This window comes from Lutibacter sp. B1 (assembly GCF_012524075.1).
GTDB lineage: Bacteria > Bacteroidota > Bacteroidia > Flavobacteriales > Flavobacteriaceae > Lutibacter.
The window spans coordinates 1-18673 of the sequence record NZ_JAAZUI010000005.1 but is presented as its reverse complement, the minus strand read 5'-3'; the positions used below and the strand labels follow the sequence as shown (position 1 = coordinate 18673).

Genomic DNA, 18673 nt, shown 5'->3' with positions numbered 1-18673 from the left:
AGAGTTTAAATTTGTTTCAAAAGTAAAACATTTCAAGGTATTACCAAATTACAATTTTTTATAAATAATTTAATGAGTTTAAGTAAAAATCAATTAAAATTAATAACGAGTTTACAGCAAAAAAAGTACAGAGTGAAATTTAATTTATTTGTTGCCGAAGGAACTAAAGTTGTAGACGAATTTTTAAACTCAAATTTTGAATTAGAACACTTGTTTTGTGTTAATAATTCAATGTATAAAAGTATAAAAAATATAACCGAAATATCTGAAGCTGAATTAAAAAAAATAAGCACTTTAAAAACTCCCAATAATGTTTTGGCACTTTTTAAAATTCCTTCAAAAAAAATATTAGAAAAAGAAGGATTAATTTTAGTTTTAGATGAAATTAATGATCCGGGAAATTTGGGAACAATAATAAGGTTGTGTGATTGGTTTGGTGTTGAGCAATTAATTTGTTCAACAAATACAGTTGATTGTTTTAACAGCAAGGTTGTACAAGCGTCAATGGGATCTTTAACTAGAGTTTCAATAAGCTATACTGATTTAGAAACGTATTTAAAAAATAGTGATTTACCTAAATATGCAGCATTAATGGATGGAGAAAATGTGTATAAAAGTAAATTGCCAAAAGATGCCATTTTAGTTATGGGTAACGAAGCAAATGGAATTGGTAAGCCAATATTAAGTTTACTGGATAATTCTGTTTCAATTCCAAGGTTTGGAAAGTTGCAAAAGACAGAAAGTTTAAATGTAGCAACCGCTACTGCAATTTTATTAAGTGAGTTTAAACGATTGACTTAGTGAAAAGCCAATTTTATAAAAATACCTCTTGTTCCAAAATAATCTACATTTCCGGTCCATGGACTATTAGGATTGTTGTCTCTAACCAGTTCATCATTGATGGCAAAAACACCTCTAATTGATGGAGAAAATATAAAATAGGGTAAGTACAAATCTATACCAACACCTATTTCGTAAGTGAAATTATTTTTTTTCATTCTAAATTCACCTTCATAATTGTCGTCCGGATTGTCTTCATTACTTGAAAAATTATAATCGTAAGATACCCCACCAATAACATACGGTCTTACGTTGTGTAATCTATTAGTGTTAAATTTTATAAGTAATGGAATTCTTAAATAAGTAGCATTAACATCTCTAATACTATCTTTTTTTCCTCCTTCAATATGGGTAAAAGCAAGTTCTTTAGTGTTGCTCGATAACCCGGGTTCTAATCTTAAGCTAATGTTTTTGTGTAATCTCAGGTCTCCAATTAAGCCAACATTAAATCCTGTTGAAGCTGTAACATCTATAAAAGTATTGTTGTTTGTTTTATAATTTATTTTAAAATCTTTTTTATTAAGACCAAAATAATAGCCCCAAAAAACTTTTTGTTCGTCCCAGTTTTGTCTGTACTCAACTCGGTCTCTTCTTTGAGAATAGTTTGTAGTTATACAAAGAAGCGTTAATAAAACAACTAAAAATACTTTTTTCATATTACTTTTTTGCAACATATATAGTGGCGACTCCAAAAGTTTGAGGTTTATTAGTAATATCTATAAACCCAATTTTGTTTAAAATATTGTTGAAAGCTATACCATAAGGAAATGCAGCAGCAGAATCGGACAAATATTTATAAGCTAATTTATCTTTTGAAAATAATTTACCAATAGTAGGCAGTATTTTTGTTGAATAAAATTTGTAGCCTTGTTTGTAAGGAGTTTTTGTAGGTACTGAGGTTTCTAAAACAGCAAAAGTTCCTCCGGGTTTTAAAACTCGGTAAATTTCAGAAAGTCCTTTTTCTAAATTCTCAAAATTTCGTACACCAAAAGCAACAGTGATTGCGTCAAATGAATTATCGCTAAAAGGAATTTTTTCAGAATCACCTAAAACCATTTGTATAGTATTGCTTAGTTCAAGTTTTTCAATTTTTTTTCTTCCAACGTTTAGCATTCCTTCAGAAATGTCCAAGCCAACAATTTTTGAAGCTTTTGTTTTGGCTAAGTTTATGGCTAAGTCTCCTGTACCGGTTGCAATATCTAAAATTGAATAGGGTTTGGTTTTTCCAATAATTTCAACAACCTTATTTCTCCATTTTATATCAATTCCAAAAGAGATAACACGATTTAAACCATCGTATTCTTTTGAAATGGTGTCAAACATTTTGGTTACCTGTTCTTTTTTACCTAGATCAGAGTTTTTATAAGGTTTTACTTTTTCTGTCATAAATAGTTAGTAATTTACAGCTACAACCTCTTCAATTTTTCCGGGAATTAGCTGTTTTAGCATATTTTCGATACCATTTTTTAATGTAATTGTAGATGATGGGCAACCACTGCATGCGCCTTGTAAAATTACATTAACGGTTTTTGAGTCAATGTCGTATGATTGGAATAAAATATTTCCACCGTCAGCAGCAACGGCTGGTCTTATATACTCGTCCAAAATATCAACAATTTGTTTTGAAACATCATCCAACTCTTTTTCGGTAGTTGTTTCAACCGTTTTTTTTGCTGTTTGCTGAATGGATGTAGCAATAGTTTTACCATCAGCAATAAACTGTTTTATAAAACTTCTAACTTCAACCATAACATCTTCCCACTCAACAATATCAAATTTTGTAACAGATACGTAGTTTTCTGAAATAAAGATTTCTTTTACAAATGGGAAATTAAACAGTTCGGTAGCTAAAGGTGAAATTTTAGCTTCATCAATATTTTTAAATTCAAAATCAGTATCTACAAGTTTTTTGTTTGACACAAATTTTAATACCGAAGGGTTTGGTGTAACTTCAGCATAAATTTCAACTGGTATTTTAGGTTGTTTATTTTCATCAGAAATTAAAATACCTCCATTATTTAAGTAGTTTTCAATTTGTTCTTTTACCTCTTCCTGTACATCGCTCCATTCAACAATAGAAAAACGTTCAATTGCTATAAAATTAGCAGATATGAAAACGCGCTTTACAAAAGGTAAATGAAATAATTGTTGTGCTAAAGGTGAACTTTTAGCTTCATCAATGTTGTTAAATTGGTAACTGCCACTGGTTAAAATACTATTGGCAGAAAATTTAACAATTGTTTCGTTATTGGTTTTATCTATTTTTAAAGAAATTGTTTCCATTTTTTTAGTGTTTGTGCAAAAGTACAAAACATATTTATGTATTTTGATTAAAAATAAAAAACGCCTCAATTTGAGACGTTTTAATGATTTTTTAAATATAAAATTAGATGTTTATTACCAACGTTGCAGTAAATTTTGATATATCATAATCTAATTCAGCCGAATCAACTTGGTCGCTATATTGTCCGTAAATATTATATGGTGCTGTATTAGAATATTTTTGGTATGATAAATCAAATCTTCCACCTCTGAATGTATAACCGGCACCAACAGAAAACCCTTCAAGATTATCTGAATCTTTAGCGTTTTTGTATGGACTTTTTTCGTAGTTATAACCACCTCTAAAAGAGAAGTTATCAAAGCGCCACTCAGTTCCTAATCTTATTTCGCCTCTGCTTTCAAGTTCTGATTCGAACAGTTTATTTTCTACAGAAAAATTGCTGTTACTCAATTTTATATTGCTATAATCTTTATAAATATAATCTAGACTTATAAGTCCTTGCGTGTTAAAAACATAAGCGACACTTCCTGTTATTTTACTAGGAGTTCTTAAGTCGTAATCAAACCTGTTAAGCCCGGAAAAATCTGTGACAGTTTCATCAGTATCACTGTAGTAAAGTTCAACATCGTAATCAACATATTCTTCAGAAAGATCGTACCAAACAGGTGATTGGTAAGATAATCCTAGTCTTAAATTATCATTAGGTTTCGAAATTAAACCAAGAGAAAAAGAGAATCCATCACCATAAGTTCCCAGCTCTTGGATTGACGAAATATCTAAAGTATTACCTTCTCCATCATTATTATATTCTTCAATTAAAGAACCTTGATAATACTCAACATCAAAAGTGCTAATTGAAGCACCTAAATATAGGTTGTCGCTATATTGAGCAGCAAAAGTAAAAGTATACTTATTGTTTCTTCCGTCGGTATAATTTTCAAAATACTGCCCTTCTGTATTTACATACACTACAGGGTCATAATCGTAAAGGTCAGTAATAGGAGCATAGCCACTATTACCACCGGTAAACCATTGGTTTTCAAAATCGTTTGCCATATTGTAATTAAAGCCTAAAGCAATTTTATTCCATTCAGAGTTTCTGTTGTAGGTTTTAAAAACAGCTACACCACCTGCCTGAGATAAATCTGTGAAATCATCTTCACTTAATTCTCTGTTCCCGTAAAAAGCTGCTGAAGTCTCAGTATTTCTGATATTTAACGATGCTGAAAATTCACTTTTTAAAAAAACAGCAGCACCGGCAGGATTTATATCAATTGCAGATAAATCTCCGCCAAGAGCTCCAAAAGCACCACTCATACCATTAAAACGTGCAGTACCATTAACGTTTTCTCTAGAAAATAATACACCAATATCATTATAACTTAAAGTTTGTGCGCTCGAGATATAAGTAATGCATAACATTACTCCAAAAATTAGTTTTTTCATAATATTTAATTATTAATAATACTGTAAATTTTATTAATTTCTTCTACTTACACTTCTTGAAGAAGATCTTGAAGAAGATGAATTTGTTGAATAACTTCTACTGACATTGTTGTTTGAACTTCTATTAATTGAAGATGATGAGTTGTTAGAATTTCTATTTGTGTTTACAGAGTAATTTCTATTACTTGTATTAACAGTTCTGCTAATTCTACTATAAGTTGAATTGGTATTTTGATTTGTACTAACTCTTCTGGTATTTGAAGAAGGGTTGTAGTTTACAGCAGAATTTCTTCTTGTTGAAGATCTTGTTCCAGAGCTTCTTGTTCCAGAACTTCTTGTACCGCTATTAATACTTCTTGGAGCAGTTCTGCTTGGACTTCTTTGTATAGTACTATTATTTGTTCTATTAGAATTTATTCTAGGGTTAGTTCTGTTAATAGTACTATTTGTAGATCTTCTAATTGTAGAATTGTTATTTCTATTGTTGTATTGGGTTGAACTGCTTCTTCTTACTGTTGATGAATTTGTACTATACCTTCTAGTATTTGTATTATAAGCTGTTCTTTTACCGTAACTATCGTATCTTCTATAAGAATTATAAGGGTAATAATAATTATTGTAATATCTAGAGTAAGGATAGTTATAGCCATAATAACCGTAATATCCATATCCATAGTAAGGATAATAATATCTATATCTCCATGGATTATAATAGTAACTATAATAGTAAGGATAATAATTATAATAAGGATGGTAAAAAGGATTGTACCAATAATAATCAAAACCATAATAACCGTAATAACCTCCGGTATTAATATTAATAGTTACATCATCAGTGTATTCCCAAGGTGCGCTATCGTCAGAATTTTCTAAATCATCTTCATAAAAATAATCGTCAATATTAGTGAAGGTATCTTCATCATTTAAACTTTCAAGTTCTTCAAGTTGTTTAGAAAAATAATTTTGATCAAAATCTGATTTTTTTTGGATAACTACTACTTCTTTTTGATTATCAGAAGCATATATGCCATCATCATTGTACACACTTTGGTAGGTGCCACAAGAATACAAGCTAATAAATAGTACTAGTAATAGTGCTATTTTTAAGCGTTTTACATTAAATATTTTTGAAACTTCCATAATCAAGTGTTTTTTTATTGTTGAACTATCTAAAAAGAACTAATTTTGCCCAAATTAGTATTTTTTCATATAATAAAGATACAATATTTATGCCAAACTTTTGATTATGAGTAAGAATTTAACAAAGAGAGAAACTGACTATTCCAAATGGTATAATGAACTTGTAGTAAAGGCTGATTTAGCTGAAAACTCAGGGGTTAGAGGATGTATGGTAATTAAACCGTACGGCTTTGCGATTTGGGAGAAAATGCAAGCAGAATTAGATAGAATGTTTAAAGAAACAGGTCATCAAAATGCTTATTTCCCCTTATTTATACCAAAATCATATTTAAGTAAAGAAGCAGCTCATGTAGAGGGTTTTGCAAAAGAATGTGCTGTTGTAACACATTACAGACTTAAAAACGCTGAAGATGGAAGTGGAGTTATAGTAGATCCGGAAGCTAAGTTAGAAGAAGAACTAATTGTTCGACCAACATCTGAAACTATTATATGGGATACCTATCGTAAGTGGATAGAGTCGTATAGAGATTTGCCATTATTGATAAATCAATGGGCAAATGTGGTTAGGTGGGAGATGAGAACGCGTTTGTTTTTACGTACTGCAGAATTTTTATGGCAAGAAGGACATACAGCTCATGCTACAGAAAAAGAAGCTGTTGAGGAAGCTGAATTAATTTTAGATATATATGCTGAATTTGCTGAAAAATTTATGGCGATGCCGGTTATAAAAGGCTTGAAAACCGAGAGTGAACGTTTTGCCGGAGCAGTAGAAACCTATTGCATTGAAGGCTTAATGCAAGATGGAAAAGCCTTACAAGCAGGTACCTCACATTTTTTAGGTCAAAATTTTGCAAAGGCATTTGATGTTAAATTTACTTCAAAAGAAGGGAAACTTGAACATGTTTGGGCTACTTCTTGGGGAGTTTCAACTAGGCTAATGGGAGCTTTAGTAATGACACATTCCGATGATTTAGGTTTAGTACTTCCTCCAAACTTAGCACCAATTCAAGTTGTAATTGTTCCTATTCATAGAACAGATGAACAATTAGACGCAATAACCGATAAGGTAAATGAAATTGTAAAAGAATTACGAAATAAAGGAATTTCAGTAAAATATGATAACAGAACTACATATAAACCAGGCTGGAAGTTTGCTGAATACGAATTAAAAGGCGTACCATTAAGAATTGCAATGGGTCCGAGAGATTTAGAAAATGGAACTTTGGAGATTGCCCGTAGAGATACATTAACAAAAGAAAGTATATCACAAATTGATGTAATTGATTACGTTGAGAAAACTTTAACAGATATTCAAAAAAGTTTATTTGATAAAGCTTTTGATTTTAGAGAGTCTCATATAACAGAGGTAAATACTTTTGAAGAGTTTAAAGAAGTTTTAAATACAAAAACAGGTTTTGTATCAGCACATTGGGATGGTACAGCAGAAACGGAAGAAAGGATAAAAGAGCTTACGAAAGCGACTATACGATGTATACCTTTAAACAATGAAGTTGAAGAAGGAAAATGTATTTTAACAGGGAATAAATCACAGCAAAGAGTATTATTTGCAAAAGCATATTAAATTTTTTTAAAAAAATTTTGCAGAATAAAAAATAGTTGTATTTTTGCATCCGCAATGACGAAATAGAAACGTCGAAAAGAAAATGGTCCGTTCGTCTAGGGGTTAGGACGCCAGGTTTTCATCCTGGTAACAGGGGTTCGATTCCCCTACGGACTACAAAAAAATATTAATAAAAGTTATAATGGCAAATCATAAGTCAGCATTAAAAAGAATTAGAAGTAATAGCGCTAAGCAGTTACGCAATAAATATCAGCATAAAACAACACGTAATGCTCTTAGAGATTTACGTGCAACAACTGATAAAAAAGAAGCTGAGGAATTATTTCCAAAAGTTGTAGCTATGCTTGATAAACTTGCTAAAAAGAATATTATTCATCAGAATAAAGCAGGTAATTTAAAATCTAAATTAGCTAAGCACGTAGCAGCGTTATAATTTTTTTAAAAAATATATATAAAAGCATCCTTATATAAGGATGCTTTTGTTTTTTAAACAGATTTTATTACCATTCGTAGGTTCTGTTTGCATCTAATCTTATAAAGATAAAAAGTAAAACTGTAAATCCCCAAAGAGCAGAACCTCCATAACTAAAAAAGGGTAAAGGAATTCCAATAGTCGGTAACATGCCTATTACCATTCCAATATTAATGGTTACATGGGTAAAGAAAATTGCAGCTATACTATATCCGTAAACTCTACTAAATTTAGATTTTTGTCTTTCAGCAATTTGAATAATTCTTAATAAAAAGAGTACAAATAATATAATTACTAAAGAGCTACCTATAAAACCCCATTCTTCTCCTATTGTAGTAAAAATATAATCTGTCTGTTGTTCTGGCACAAAATCACCTTGTGTACGTTCACCTTCTAAAAATCCTTTTCCAAATAATCCTCCCGAAGCTATTGTAGTTACAGATTGGTCTGTATTGTAGCCAATACTTTTAATATCGCTTGTTTTTCCAAGTAAAATATTGAACCTATCTCTGTGACGTTGTTCAAACACATGATTAAATACAAAGTCTACACTAAAAATAAATAATGCTGAAACTAAATAAACACCTATAATTTTTAGCCATCCTTTTTTAAAAGCTTTTTTTCTGTAAAAATTGAAAAATAGAAGAATTAATAAAAATGCTAAGAAGGATCCAATCAATGTGTTTATATACCCAAAAGTAAGAGTGATTATGAATAATAAAATAGCTATAAAAGAAATTGTGATATGATATGCAGGCAGACCTTCTCGGTATAAAACAAAAATAAAGGCCGTATATACCAACGCCGAACCCGGATCCGGTTGTAAAGTAATTAATATTGCCGGAAAAAATAAAATAAGTAAAGCCTGTACTTGAGTGTTAAATTTTTTTAAATTAAATTGCTTATCACTCACTAGTTTTGCCATAGCTAAAGCAGTTGCAGCCTTAGCAAATTCAGAAGGTTGTAAACTAAATATTCCAAAATTATACCAAGATGTAGCCCCATTAATATTTTTACCTAAAATAAAAAGACCAGCAAGTGATGTAAGTGAAATAAGATATAGTATTGAAGCGTATTTTTCATAAAACTTAGCTTCAAACATAAATATAAAAATTATTAACGGTATACTAAGTCCAATCCAAATAATTTGTTTTCCATATTCACTAGATAAATTGATTAACCCTAATTGATCTTCAGTAATAGTTGCGGAATAAATATTTATCCATCCTATAAAAACGAGTACAAAGTAAAATAGGACTAAAACCCAATCAATTCCATAAAATATGTTATTTTTTTTACTCCTCAATTTCCGTAATTTCTTTTAATTGTTTATCATATTCATCTTGAAGACTTCCATTAAGCATACGTTCTTCCTCCCAAGGTCTTGACGTTTCTCCATTTAAGTATTTTTCAATCATTAAAGTAGCAATAGGTCCGGCCCATCTAGAACCCCAATAACCATTTTCAACAAAAACAGCTATTGCAATTTTAGGATTATCTTTAGGTGCAAAGGCTATAAATATTGAATGGTCTTGTCCGTGAGGATTTTCAGCAGTTCCTGTTTTACCACATATTTCTATGCCTTTAACTCTAGACCAACTCGCAGTTCCTTTTGGATTTTCAAACACATCAAATAAGCCTTCAATAACAGGTTCAAAATATTTTTTATCAATGGTAGTATAATTTGGAACCGTATATTTTTTATCTATTTCTTTACCTTTTATTTTTTTTACAATGTGTGGTGTGAAATAGAAACCTCTGTTTGCCACTGTTGCAGTTAAATTGGCCAGTTGAATTGGGGTAGTTAATACTTCACCTTGACCAATTGAATTTGAAATTGTGGTTGATGCTCTCCAGCGACCATTTGGGTAATATCTATTGTAATAATCTCCGTCCGGAATCAGTCCTTTTTTTCCAACCGATAAATCGTTATTTAAATAATTCCCCAAGCCAAAACTTTCTGCATGTTTATTCCACGCATTCATTCCTTCATAAGGAGTTGCGTGTTTTTCAATAATTCTTTTGTAAGCATTTGCAAAATAACTATTGCATGAACGGTATATGGCTTTGTTTAGTTCAACGGGACTACCATAAGTTCCACAGTGACATTTCATAAATGCATTTTTTCCACTTCCATATTTATAACCCCCAAAACACTTTACACTAGTATGTGTGTCAATTGCCTTTTCTTGAAGAGCTGCTAATGCTGTGAAAATTTTAAAAGGAGATCCTGGCGGGTATTGCGCTTGTAAACCTCTGTCAAATAAAGGTTTGCTTATACTGTCTAAATAAAGTTTTGTAAAATTTTTAGAACGTTCTCTACCCACCATAAGGTTAGGGTCGTAAGTTGGTGTAGAAACTAAAGCTAAAATTTCACCAGACGATGGTTCTATTGCTACAATTCCACCTCTTTTATTTGCCATTAATGCTTCTCCGTATTGCTGTAATTTTGTGTCGATGGTTAGTGATATATCATTTCCGGGAATGGCTAATGTATCATAAATGCCATTTTTGTATGGACCAATTTCTTTGTTAAATCTATTGCGTTGAATATATTTAACACCTTTTGTGCCTCGTAAATCGTCTTCATAGGTTTTTTCTACTCCGGCAGTTCCAATTAACTCTCCTAATTGATAATAAGGATTTTTTTCGATCATTCGCTCATTTACTTCACTTATATAACCTAAAACATTTGGAGCAGATTTTATAGGATACTGTCTTAAAGATCTTTTCTGAATGTAAAATCCTCTGAATTTATGCATTTTTTCTTGTAAAAAAGCAAAATCATTTTTAGATAATTGTTGAACAAAGGTTGAAGGAATTCTGGTTGAGTAATGTACTGCTTTAGTATATTTTTTTATAAAATCTTCTTTAGTAATTTTTAATAAAGAACAAAATTCAACTGTATCTAAAGGTTTAACTTCTCTGGGGATAATCATAATATCATACGATAGTTGATTAGCCACTAATAATATTCCATTTCTATCGTAAATATAACCTCTTTCAGGATAATCATAAGTTATTTTTACGGCAGAATTATTTAATGTAGGTATATTGTAAGAGTTATCTATTACTTGTAAATAGAACAATCTTATAATGTAGGCTATCCCAATAAAAATTATTAAAAAAGATAATAATCCGGGTCGTTTCATTTATTTCTTTTTAGTAAACAATATAATACCTAAAATACTTATAATTATAGTAAAAACACTTGTTAAAATTGTGTTATAAATTATTTCTGAATAAGCGTTAAAACTAAAATATTCTAAACTAAATACAATAAAATGATGAATTATTGTTAAAATTAAGATAAATAAAAATGCTTTAGGAAATGGTATCGCCCTTAAATTAAACAGTATGTTGTCAAAATCTGATTTTTTTAAAACTGCTTTTAAAATAGGTAGCCTGAAATAGGCTATAAATAGAGTAGCCGAAGCATTTATACCACCGGAATTTGAAAATAAATCAACGGTTAAACCCAATAAAAAACTAAGTATTAAAAAAAGACTTTTGTTTTTTCTAACCGGAAATAAAAATACCCAAACTATATAAATCATTGGATTTATGTGTCCAAATAAATTTATATGATTTAAAACCAATACTTGTAAAAGTACTAAGCCTATAAAACGTAAAGTATTATTTAATAGTAAATTATTCATTAGCAGAGCTTTGCTCTAAATTAATTTGTTCAGTTTTTTGAAGATTTTTAATAATTTGTACATGACCAATTGAACTCATATCATTAAATAACAATACATTGATTTCTTGATATTGACTATTTTCAAATTTAAAATCTTTAATAACACCAATATTTATTCCTTCCGGAAAAACTGCCGATCTACCTCCCGTTATAATTGTATCTCCAATTTTAATTATAGCTTGCCTTGGTATATCAGCAATTTGAGTAATATTATAATCTTTTCCGTTCCAAATTAAAGTTCCATAATGATTGCTGTTTTTTAAACGTACATTAAGTTTTGAACTGCTATTTAAAATAGAAAGTACAGTTGCATAATTTGGAGATGTATTTTTAGTTATTCCAATAACCCCTTTGCTGTTTATAACTCCCAAGTCAGGTACTAAACCATGTTTAGAGCCTTTGTTTATGGTTAAAAAATTATTTCTTTTAGTAAAATTATTATTGATAATTTTAGCTGAGATATACTCGTATTTTTGAAAATATTGTGAGGTATCAATAACTGTAATGTTTTCAGAAGATAAATTGATTTTCTTTTTTTCAAGTAAGTTTTTTAATCGTGTATTTTCTTCTGATAAAATTTGATTTTCAGTTTTTAAATTAAAAAACTCATTGATTGAATTAACCTTTTTGTATATGCCTCCTGACAGGAAATTTGCAGAATTTACAAACTTACTTTTATGAAATGAATGATGTTGAATGGTAAAAAAAAGAGCTAAAATTTCTAAAACTATAAACAGCAGAAAGTATCTAAATTTTCTTATAAAATAAAATAGTTGCTGCATAAATATTTAACTCTAAGTGTGTAGTAATAAATTACTTCATTAGCACATTTTTGTATTTTTCCAGATCTTTTAATGCAATACCGGTACCCCTAACTACCGCTCTTAAAGGATCTTCTGCAACATAAACAGGTAAGTCTGTTTTTCTGGATAAACGTTTATCTAAACCTCTTAGCATTGATCCACCTCCGGCTAAATAAATTCCAGTATTATATATGTCTGCAGCTAATTCAGGAGGAGTTTGAGAAAGCGTTTCCATTACAGCATCTTCAATTCTTAATATAGATTTATCTAATGCTTTTGAAATTTCTCTAAATGAAACCTGAACTTGCTTTGGTTTTCCGCTTAATAAATCACGTCCTTGTACAAGCATATCTTCAGGAGGAGTTTCCAAATCTTCTGTTGCAGCACCAATTTGAATTTTTATTTTTTCGGAAGTACGTTCACCAACATATAAATTGTGTTGTGTTCTCATATAGTATGCTATATCGCTGGTAAATACATCTCCGGCTACTTTTACTGATTTGTCGCAAACAATACCACCTAAAGCAATTACAGCAATTTCAGTAGTACCTCCACCTATATCAATAATCATGTTTCCTTTTGGTTGCATAATATCAATACCAATACCTATAGCTGCAGCCATTGGTTCATGTATTAAATAGATATCTTTAGCATTCATATGTTCTGCAGAATCGATAACTGCTCGTTTTTCAACTTCAGTAATACCTGAAGGAATGCAAATTACCATTCTTAACGAAGGAGTAAAAAATCTTTTTTTGAAACTAGGAATTTCTTTAACAAATTCTTTAATCATTTGTTCTGAAGCTTCAAAGTCGGCAATTACACCATCTTTCAATGGTCTAATTGTTTTTATATTTTCATGAGTTTTTCCTTGCATTAAACTGGCTTTTTTTCCAGTTGCAATAATTTTTCCGGTACTTCTATCTCTTGCTACTATTGACGGCGCATCAACAACTACTTTACCTTCATGTATAATTAATGTGTTTGCTGTACCTAAGTCAATAGCAATCTCTTCAGTCATAAAGTCGAAAAACCCCATATATATTTACTCTTTTTTAATTAGAAATTTTGAAATTTCACAAAGTTACTAAAATTAGTGTTTAAAATGACGAGTTCCTGTAAATATCATCGACATTTTATTTTCATTACAATAATCAATAGATAATTGATCTTTTATTGAGCCACCAGGTTGAATTACAGCATTAATACCTTCTTTACCGGCAATTTCAACACAATCAGGAAATGGGAAAAAAGCATCGCTGGCCATTACAGCACCATTTAAATCAAAATTAAAATGTTTTGCTTTTGAAATTGATTGTTCTAGAGCATCAACACGACTTGTTTGACCTGTTCCGCTTGCATACAGCTGTTTGTTTTTTACCAAAACAATGGTGTTGGATTTAGTGTGTTTACATATTTTTGATGCAAAAAATAAATCTTCTAGCTCTCTACTTGTTGGTTCTTTTATTGTTGCAAATTTTATAACGCTGGCATCATCAGTTTTGTTGTCTTTATCTTGAAAAAGAACACCATTTAAAGCAGTTCTATATTGTTTCTTAGGTAATTCAATATTTTTTTGAATTAAAAGGATTCTGTTTTTTTTGCCTTTTAAAATTTCTAAGGCTTCATTACTGTATTTTGGAGCAATTACAACTTCACAAAATAACTTATGAATTTCTGAAGCGGTTTCAGCATCAATTGTTTTGTTTGAAATTAAAACGCCACCGAATGCTGAAGTTGGATCACCGGCCAAAGCATCTATATAAGCTTGTTTTAAAGTTTCTCTTTGAGCAAGACCACAAGCATTGTTATGTTTTAAAATAGCGAAAGTAGGGGTGTCATTTTTAAATTCTTCCATTAAATTTACTGCGGCATCTACATCTAATAAATTATTATAAGAAAGTTCTTTACCATGAAGTTTTTCAAAAAGCTCGTCTAAATTTCCAAAGAAATATCCATTTTGATGTGGATTCTCTCCATAACGTAGTGTTGTAACAGCATCAAAACTTTCTCTAAAAGCCAATTCATTTTGATTTAAATATTTAAAGATTGCAGTATCGTAATGACTTGAAACTGCAAATGCTTTAGCTGCAAAGTTTTTACGTTGTTGTATAGTAGTTTCGCCTTCATTTTCTGTAATTAATTGTAAGAATTCGGCATAATGGTTCATAGATGAAACGCAAATAACATCTTTAAAGTTTTTGGCGGCAGCTCTAATTAACGAAATTCCACCTATATCAATTTTTTCAATAATATCTTGTTCTGAAGCACCACTAGCAACCGTTTTTTCAAAAGGGTATAAGTCAACAATTACAATATCAATTTCCGGAATTTCATATTGATCTAATTGAGCTAAGTCGTTTTCATTTTCACGTCTTCCTAAAATTCCTCCAAAAACTTTGGGGTGAAGTGTTTTAACTCTTCCTCCTAAAATTGAAGGGTACGATGTTAAATCTTCAACAGGAATTACTTCAATTCCAAGTTCTTTAATAAATGTTTCTGTACCTCCTGTAGAATATATTGTAATGCCAAGTTCGTTTAATTTTTGAACAATTGGAGTTAAGCCATTTTTACTAAATACAGAAATGAGTGCGGTTTTTGCTTTTTTTGTAGTAATCATTTGTTGTGTTGTTGTTTAAGGCAAAGCTAACAATTACAAAAAGTATTAGCAATAATAAAAATAATTATTTTAATTAATTTATTAACGTAGTTAACATGTTGAAATATAAATATTTGTGTTATTTTTAAATGTAAAATGTTGATACCTTTTTACACACGAACTCAAGTAGTTCTTCATCCTTTTTTGTGAAAGGATTTACCGTATGAGAATCTATATCAATTTGACCGATGTTTTCACCATTTACAAAAATTGGAATAACAATTTCGCTTTTAACTTTCCATCCGCACGAAATATAATTGTCCTGAGCGGATACATCAGGCACAACAAAGTTTTGATTACTAACAGCTACCTGCCCGCAAATACCTTTACCAAAAGGAATTATGGTGTGTTCGGTTGGTTCGCCGGCAAATTCTGCTAATTTTAACTCGTTTTTATTGCCGTTTTTAAAATAAAAACCTACCCAATCGTAATAACTGATTTCTTCTTTTAAGTAATTGCAAATACTTTGTAATTTTTCAGAAGTAGAAATAGAACTTTCTGTAATTTTTGTAATTGACTCTTTTAGTTGAATAATATTCATATTAATTTGTAGTTTTATGCAAAATTAAAATTCTTTTTGGGTGCGTAACAATAAAACGGTTGTAATATTTTTAATTAAATTTTTTGGCACTTATGCGCTGTTATTTTTATTGTATTCATTTTATTTAAACAAAACCCAACGAACAACCGGAATGTTTGAATGTGCTCCTATAACAACAACTGTTGCTGAGCAATCTAACTATTTACTTAATTTATTGGGATATGATTCTGAAATTGAACAGCACGAGGAAGAACTTTCTGTAAAGTTGATACTAAACAGCTATTTTATTGCTCGTGTGGTTGAAGGGTGTAATTCTATTAGTATAATTATTCTATTTATAGCTTTTATTATCGCTTTTGCAAGTAGTTTTAAAACTACCTTTTTATACATTCTTTTTGGAAGTTTAATTATTTACTTTTTCAATATTCTTAGAATTGCTGTAATCGCAATTGCTTTGTATGAATATCCCCAATACCAAAATGTATTACATGAAATAGTATTTCCTGTTTTAATTTATGGAATTACTTTTTTATTGTGGTTTATTTGGATCAAAAGATTTGCAAAAATTAATAAATGAGTAAAACTTCAAAAATATTGATTTTAAGTATACTCTTTTTTTTACTAATTGCAGTAAGGGCTTTTTTACAACCTTACTTTTACGATCCTTTAATAGATTATTTTAAATTTGATTATTTGCAAACCAGTATTCCGGAAATAAATTACACGAGATACTTTTTAAATATACTTCTTAGATTTTTAATTAATACTATAATTTCATTAGCTATTATCTCTCTTTTAATTGAAGAAAGAAAAGCTGTAGTTTTTTCTATAAAATTTTATGTTTTCTCTTTTATAACTCTTAGTATAATCTTATATATTTTATTGAAATATAATGGTGAAGAAAGTAAAATGTTGCTGTTTTATGTGAGACGATTTTTAATACAACCCTTATTTTTATTCATTTTATTACCTGCATTTTACTATCAGAAATTGAAACTAAAAGAAGTGAAACATAAAAAAAAATCAAGATAATACAATACTCAATCAAATTTTATTATTTTAGTCGACAATAAATTACATTTTTATAAGTGTAAAATAATTAAAACTAAAAACAAAACAATTTAAGAAATGAAAAAATCAATTTTTGTAATAGCAGCAATTTTTTTATTTACGGTGTCATTTACAGCTTGTAAAGAAACTAAAAAAGAAGAAGTTAAAGCTGAAACTGAAGTAAAAGAAGAAGTAGCTGTAAAAGATGTTTACCAATGTCCAATGGATTGTGAAGAAGGTAAAACGTATGTTGAAGCGGGTTCATGTCCGGTGTGTAAAATGGACTTAAAAATGAAAGCAACTGATACTGAGGAGGTGAAACATGCTGAAAACTGTAAATGTTTAGAAAGCGGAGAGTGTAAATGTGAAGATGGAAAATGTCAATGTTTAGCTGAAGTAGCTTCAAAAACTAAAGAGTGTGGTAAATGTGAACCGGGTAAATGTGAGTGTAAAGCTGAGGTTATTTCTAACTCAAAACAGTGTTCATCTAGTAAGTGTAGCTGTAAAGCATAGTAAGCCAAAGGAAAGGTATTTAAACGCTTAATTTTAAAATTAAGCGTTTTTTTTTAATTTTTAATTACAATAAATTCGGTACGTCTATTAATTTCGTGTTCAGCATCAGAACATTTAACATTGTTTTTACAGTTATTCAATAATCGAGTTTCACCATAACCATTTGCTATAATTCTATCAGGATCAATACCTTTCGAAACTAAATAATCTTTAGTTGCATTAGCTCTGTTTATTGTTAATTCTAAGTTATAATCATCTGGACCGCGGCTATCGGTATGGTAGTTAACTTCAATTTTAATAGCTGGATTTTGATGCATATTAAAAATAACTTTATTTAATTCGGTTTTTGCACCATCTATAATTTTATATTCATCGAGTTCAAAAAGTATAGGATTTGTTTCGATATATTTTATACCATTTTTTTCTTTCAATTTTATAATTGGCTCTATTGCCAAATCAATATTATGTGGATAACCACTTTTACCACTAGAAATTACATTTTGTTGAGTTTTAGTATAATTTATCTTTTCAGTATAAACAGTATACGTTTTATTGCATTCAATTTCAAAGTAAAAAGATCCGTTTGAATCTGTTATTGTTTGTTCAATTTCTTTTGAATTATTATATAAAATTACTTTGGCATTTGGAATAAAATTATCAGTAATATTTTCTCTTACAATACCATTGATATATTGAACACAAACTGAAGGTTCAATATCAATATGCAAAGTCAATGTTCTATTATGAAGAGTAGAAGTTTTGAGTTTAAATGATTCTAAATAATTGTTTTTAAATACTGTAAGTTTATAATTAGAAGAGCATTCTAATTTAAAAAGATAAATTCCATCATTACCAACAGTATAAGTATCAACTATTTCATTGTCTTTATATAATGAGATTGTTGTGTTTGGTAAAGGGTTTTTTGTTGTTTTATCTCTAATAATTCCTGTAATTGTTTGACTGCATATTTTTTTAGATAGATTAATAGTGATATTATTAATAACATCTCTAATTTTACTAGTGTTAAGTGTAACAGAGTCAGAATTATACTCTTCATTGTTTGCAACAATTTTATAATTAGAATTACAATTTAAATTTAAAGAAAAAGCTCCTTTATAATCTGTAGTTATTTTGTTGACTTCATTATTATTTTCAAACAAAGTAACTTGTGTATTTGCTAAAGGCAGTTTAGTTTCTTTATCTAGAATTGAACCGTTAACAATTTGGTTGCAATCAAGTTTTGTAAGTTCTAATGTTTTAGAAATAGAGATATCACGTTTTTTATCAGTTTCAAAAGTAATGGTGTTAGAATTGTATTCATTATTATCAGCAACAATCTTATAGGTATTTTCACATTTTATATTGAATGAAAAAGCTCCTTTATAATCTGTAGTTATTTTGTTGACTTCATTATTATTTTCAAACAAAGTAACTTGTGTATTTGCTAAAGGCAGTTTAGTTTCTTTATCTAGAATTGAACCGTTAACAATTTGGTTGCAATCAAGTTTTGTAAGTTCTAATGTTTTAGAAATAGAGATATCACGTTTTTTATCAGTTTCAAAAGTAATGGTGTTAGAATTGTATTCATTATTATCAGCAACAATCTTATAGGTATTTTCACATTTTATATTGAATGAAAAAGC

At 29.4% G+C, this 18673-nt stretch carries 19 protein-coding genes and 1 tRNA gene; 7 read left to right on the top strand and 13 right to left on the bottom strand.

The window, feature by feature from the left end:
• Positions 1–72 precede the first annotated feature (72 nt).
• Positions 73–801 carry an RNA methyltransferase gene (locus HGB55_RS04055; RefSeq protein ID WP_168814884.1) on the top strand — a complete coding sequence of 243 codons (729 nt, stop codon included), beginning with the start codon at positions 73–75 and terminating at the stop codon, positions 799–801.
• Here the strand turns inward: HGB55_RS04055 and HGB55_RS04050 are convergent.
• From HGB55_RS04050 to HGB55_RS04030, 5 genes are all read right to left on the bottom strand, one after another.
• Positions 798–1496, bottom strand: coding sequence for a porin family protein (locus HGB55_RS04050; protein WP_168814883.1), 699 nt, complete (start codon positions 1494–1496; stop codon positions 798–800). The two genes, HGB55_RS04055 and HGB55_RS04050, sit on opposite strands and share 4 nt — an antisense overlap.
• A gap of 1 nt (position 1497) precedes the next feature.
• On the bottom strand, positions 1498–2226 hold the full coding sequence (ubiE, locus tag HGB55_RS04045) for a bifunctional demethylmenaquinone methyltransferase/2-methoxy-6-polyprenyl-1,4-benzoquinol methylase UbiE (protein WP_168814881.1): 729 nt from the start codon (positions 2224–2226) through the stop codon (positions 1498–1500).
• A gap of 6 nt (positions 2227–2232) precedes the next feature.
• Positions 2233–3123 carry a NifU family protein gene (locus HGB55_RS04040; protein ID WP_168814879.1) on the bottom strand — a complete coding sequence of 297 codons (891 nt, stop codon included), beginning with the start codon at positions 3121–3123 and terminating at the stop codon, positions 2233–2235.
• 103 nt (positions 3124–3226) lie between these two features.
• Positions 3227–4570, bottom strand: a complete 1344-nt coding sequence (locus HGB55_RS04035) for an OmpP1/FadL family transporter (RefSeq protein ID WP_168814877.1) — start codon at positions 4568–4570, stop codon at positions 3227–3229.
• 33 nt (positions 4571–4603) lie between these two features.
• Positions 4604–5710 (bottom strand): hypothetical protein, encoded by a 1107-nt coding sequence (locus HGB55_RS04030; RefSeq protein ID WP_168814875.1) that lies wholly within the window; start codon positions 5708–5710, stop codon positions 4604–4606.
• A gap of 106 nt (positions 5711–5816) precedes the next feature.
• Here HGB55_RS04030 and proS point away from each other — a divergent pair, with 106 nt between their 5' ends.
• The 3 genes from proS to rpsT all read left to right on the top strand — a co-directional run bounded on the left by proS (position 5817) and on the right by rpsT (position 7725).
• Positions 5817–7292: a proline--tRNA ligase gene (gene proS / locus HGB55_RS04025; protein WP_168814873.1), complete on the top strand. Its 1476-nt coding sequence runs from the start codon at positions 5817–5819 to the stop codon at positions 7290–7292.
• Positions 7293–7376: 84 nt separating this feature from the next.
• Positions 7377–7448: transfer RNA gene (locus tag HGB55_RS04020), tRNA-Glu, on the top strand.
• Between the two features lie 25 nt (positions 7449–7473).
• Positions 7474–7725 carry a 30S ribosomal protein S20 gene (gene rpsT, locus HGB55_RS04015; RefSeq protein ID WP_168814871.1) on the top strand — a complete coding sequence of 84 codons (252 nt, stop codon included), beginning with the start codon at positions 7474–7476 and terminating at the stop codon, positions 7723–7725.
• Between the two features lie 67 nt (positions 7726–7792).
• On the opposite strand, the gene rodA is transcribed toward rpsT, so the two are convergent.
• The 7 genes from rodA to HGB55_RS03980 form a co-directional block, all read right to left on the bottom strand.
• Complete coding sequence (rodA, locus tag HGB55_RS04010) at positions 7793–9070, bottom strand: rod shape-determining protein RodA (RefSeq protein ID WP_168814869.1); 1278 nt, start codon at positions 9068–9070, stop codon at positions 7793–7795.
• Positions 9060–10916, bottom strand: a complete 1857-nt coding sequence (gene mrdA / locus HGB55_RS04005; protein ID WP_168814867.1) for a penicillin-binding protein 2 — start codon at positions 10914–10916, stop codon at positions 9060–9062. Before mrdA ends, rodA begins: the two co-directional genes overlap by 11 nt.
• The gene (gene mreD, locus HGB55_RS04000; protein ID WP_168814865.1) at positions 10917–11423 is read right to left on the bottom strand and encodes a rod shape-determining protein MreD; all 507 of its coding nucleotides are present in this window, start codon (positions 11421–11423) and stop codon (positions 10917–10919) included.
• The gene (gene mreC / locus HGB55_RS03995) at positions 11416–12246 is read right to left on the bottom strand and encodes a rod shape-determining protein MreC (protein ID WP_168814863.1); all 831 of its coding nucleotides are present in this window, start codon (positions 12244–12246) and stop codon (positions 11416–11418) included. Before mreC ends, mreD begins: the two co-directional genes overlap by 8 nt.
• A gap of 31 nt (positions 12247–12277) precedes the next feature.
• On the bottom strand, positions 12278–13306 hold the full coding sequence (locus tag HGB55_RS03990; RefSeq protein ID WP_168814861.1) for a rod shape-determining protein: 1029 nt from the start codon (positions 13304–13306) through the stop codon (positions 12278–12280).
• Between the two features lie 54 nt (positions 13307–13360).
• The gene (gene purH / locus HGB55_RS03985; RefSeq protein WP_168814859.1) at positions 13361–14887 is read right to left on the bottom strand and encodes a bifunctional phosphoribosylaminoimidazolecarboxamide formyltransferase/IMP cyclohydrolase; all 1527 of its coding nucleotides are present in this window, start codon (positions 14885–14887) and stop codon (positions 13361–13363) included.
• Positions 14888–15011: 124 nt separating this feature from the next.
• On the bottom strand, positions 15012–15467 hold the full coding sequence (locus tag HGB55_RS03980; RefSeq protein ID WP_168814857.1) for a GAF domain-containing protein: 456 nt from the start codon (positions 15465–15467) through the stop codon (positions 15012–15014).
• A 40-nt stretch (positions 15468–15507) separates the two neighbouring features.
• Between HGB55_RS03980 and xrtF the strand changes: the two genes are divergently transcribed.
• From xrtF to HGB55_RS03965, 3 genes are all read left to right on the top strand, one after another.
• On the top strand, positions 15508–16044 hold the full coding sequence (gene xrtF, locus HGB55_RS03975; protein ID WP_168814855.1) for an exosortase family protein XrtF: 537 nt from the start codon (positions 15508–15510) through the stop codon (positions 16042–16044).
• A complete protein-coding gene (locus HGB55_RS03970; RefSeq protein WP_168814853.1) occupies positions 16041–16499 on the top strand; it encodes an exosortase F system-associated protein in 459 nt (152 codons plus the stop codon). The genes xrtF and HGB55_RS03970 overlap by 4 nt, the downstream gene beginning before the upstream one ends.
• A 96-nt stretch (positions 16500–16595) precedes the next feature.
• Positions 16596–17030, top strand: a complete 435-nt coding sequence (locus HGB55_RS03965) for a heavy metal-binding domain-containing protein (RefSeq protein WP_168814848.1) — start codon at positions 16596–16598, stop codon at positions 17028–17030.
• A 53-nt stretch (positions 17031–17083) separates the two neighbouring features.
• Here the strand turns inward: HGB55_RS03965 and HGB55_RS03960 are convergent.
• Positions 17084–18673 (bottom strand): OmpA family protein (locus HGB55_RS03960; RefSeq protein WP_168814852.1); only part of this gene is annotated, 1590 nt, incomplete at its 5' end.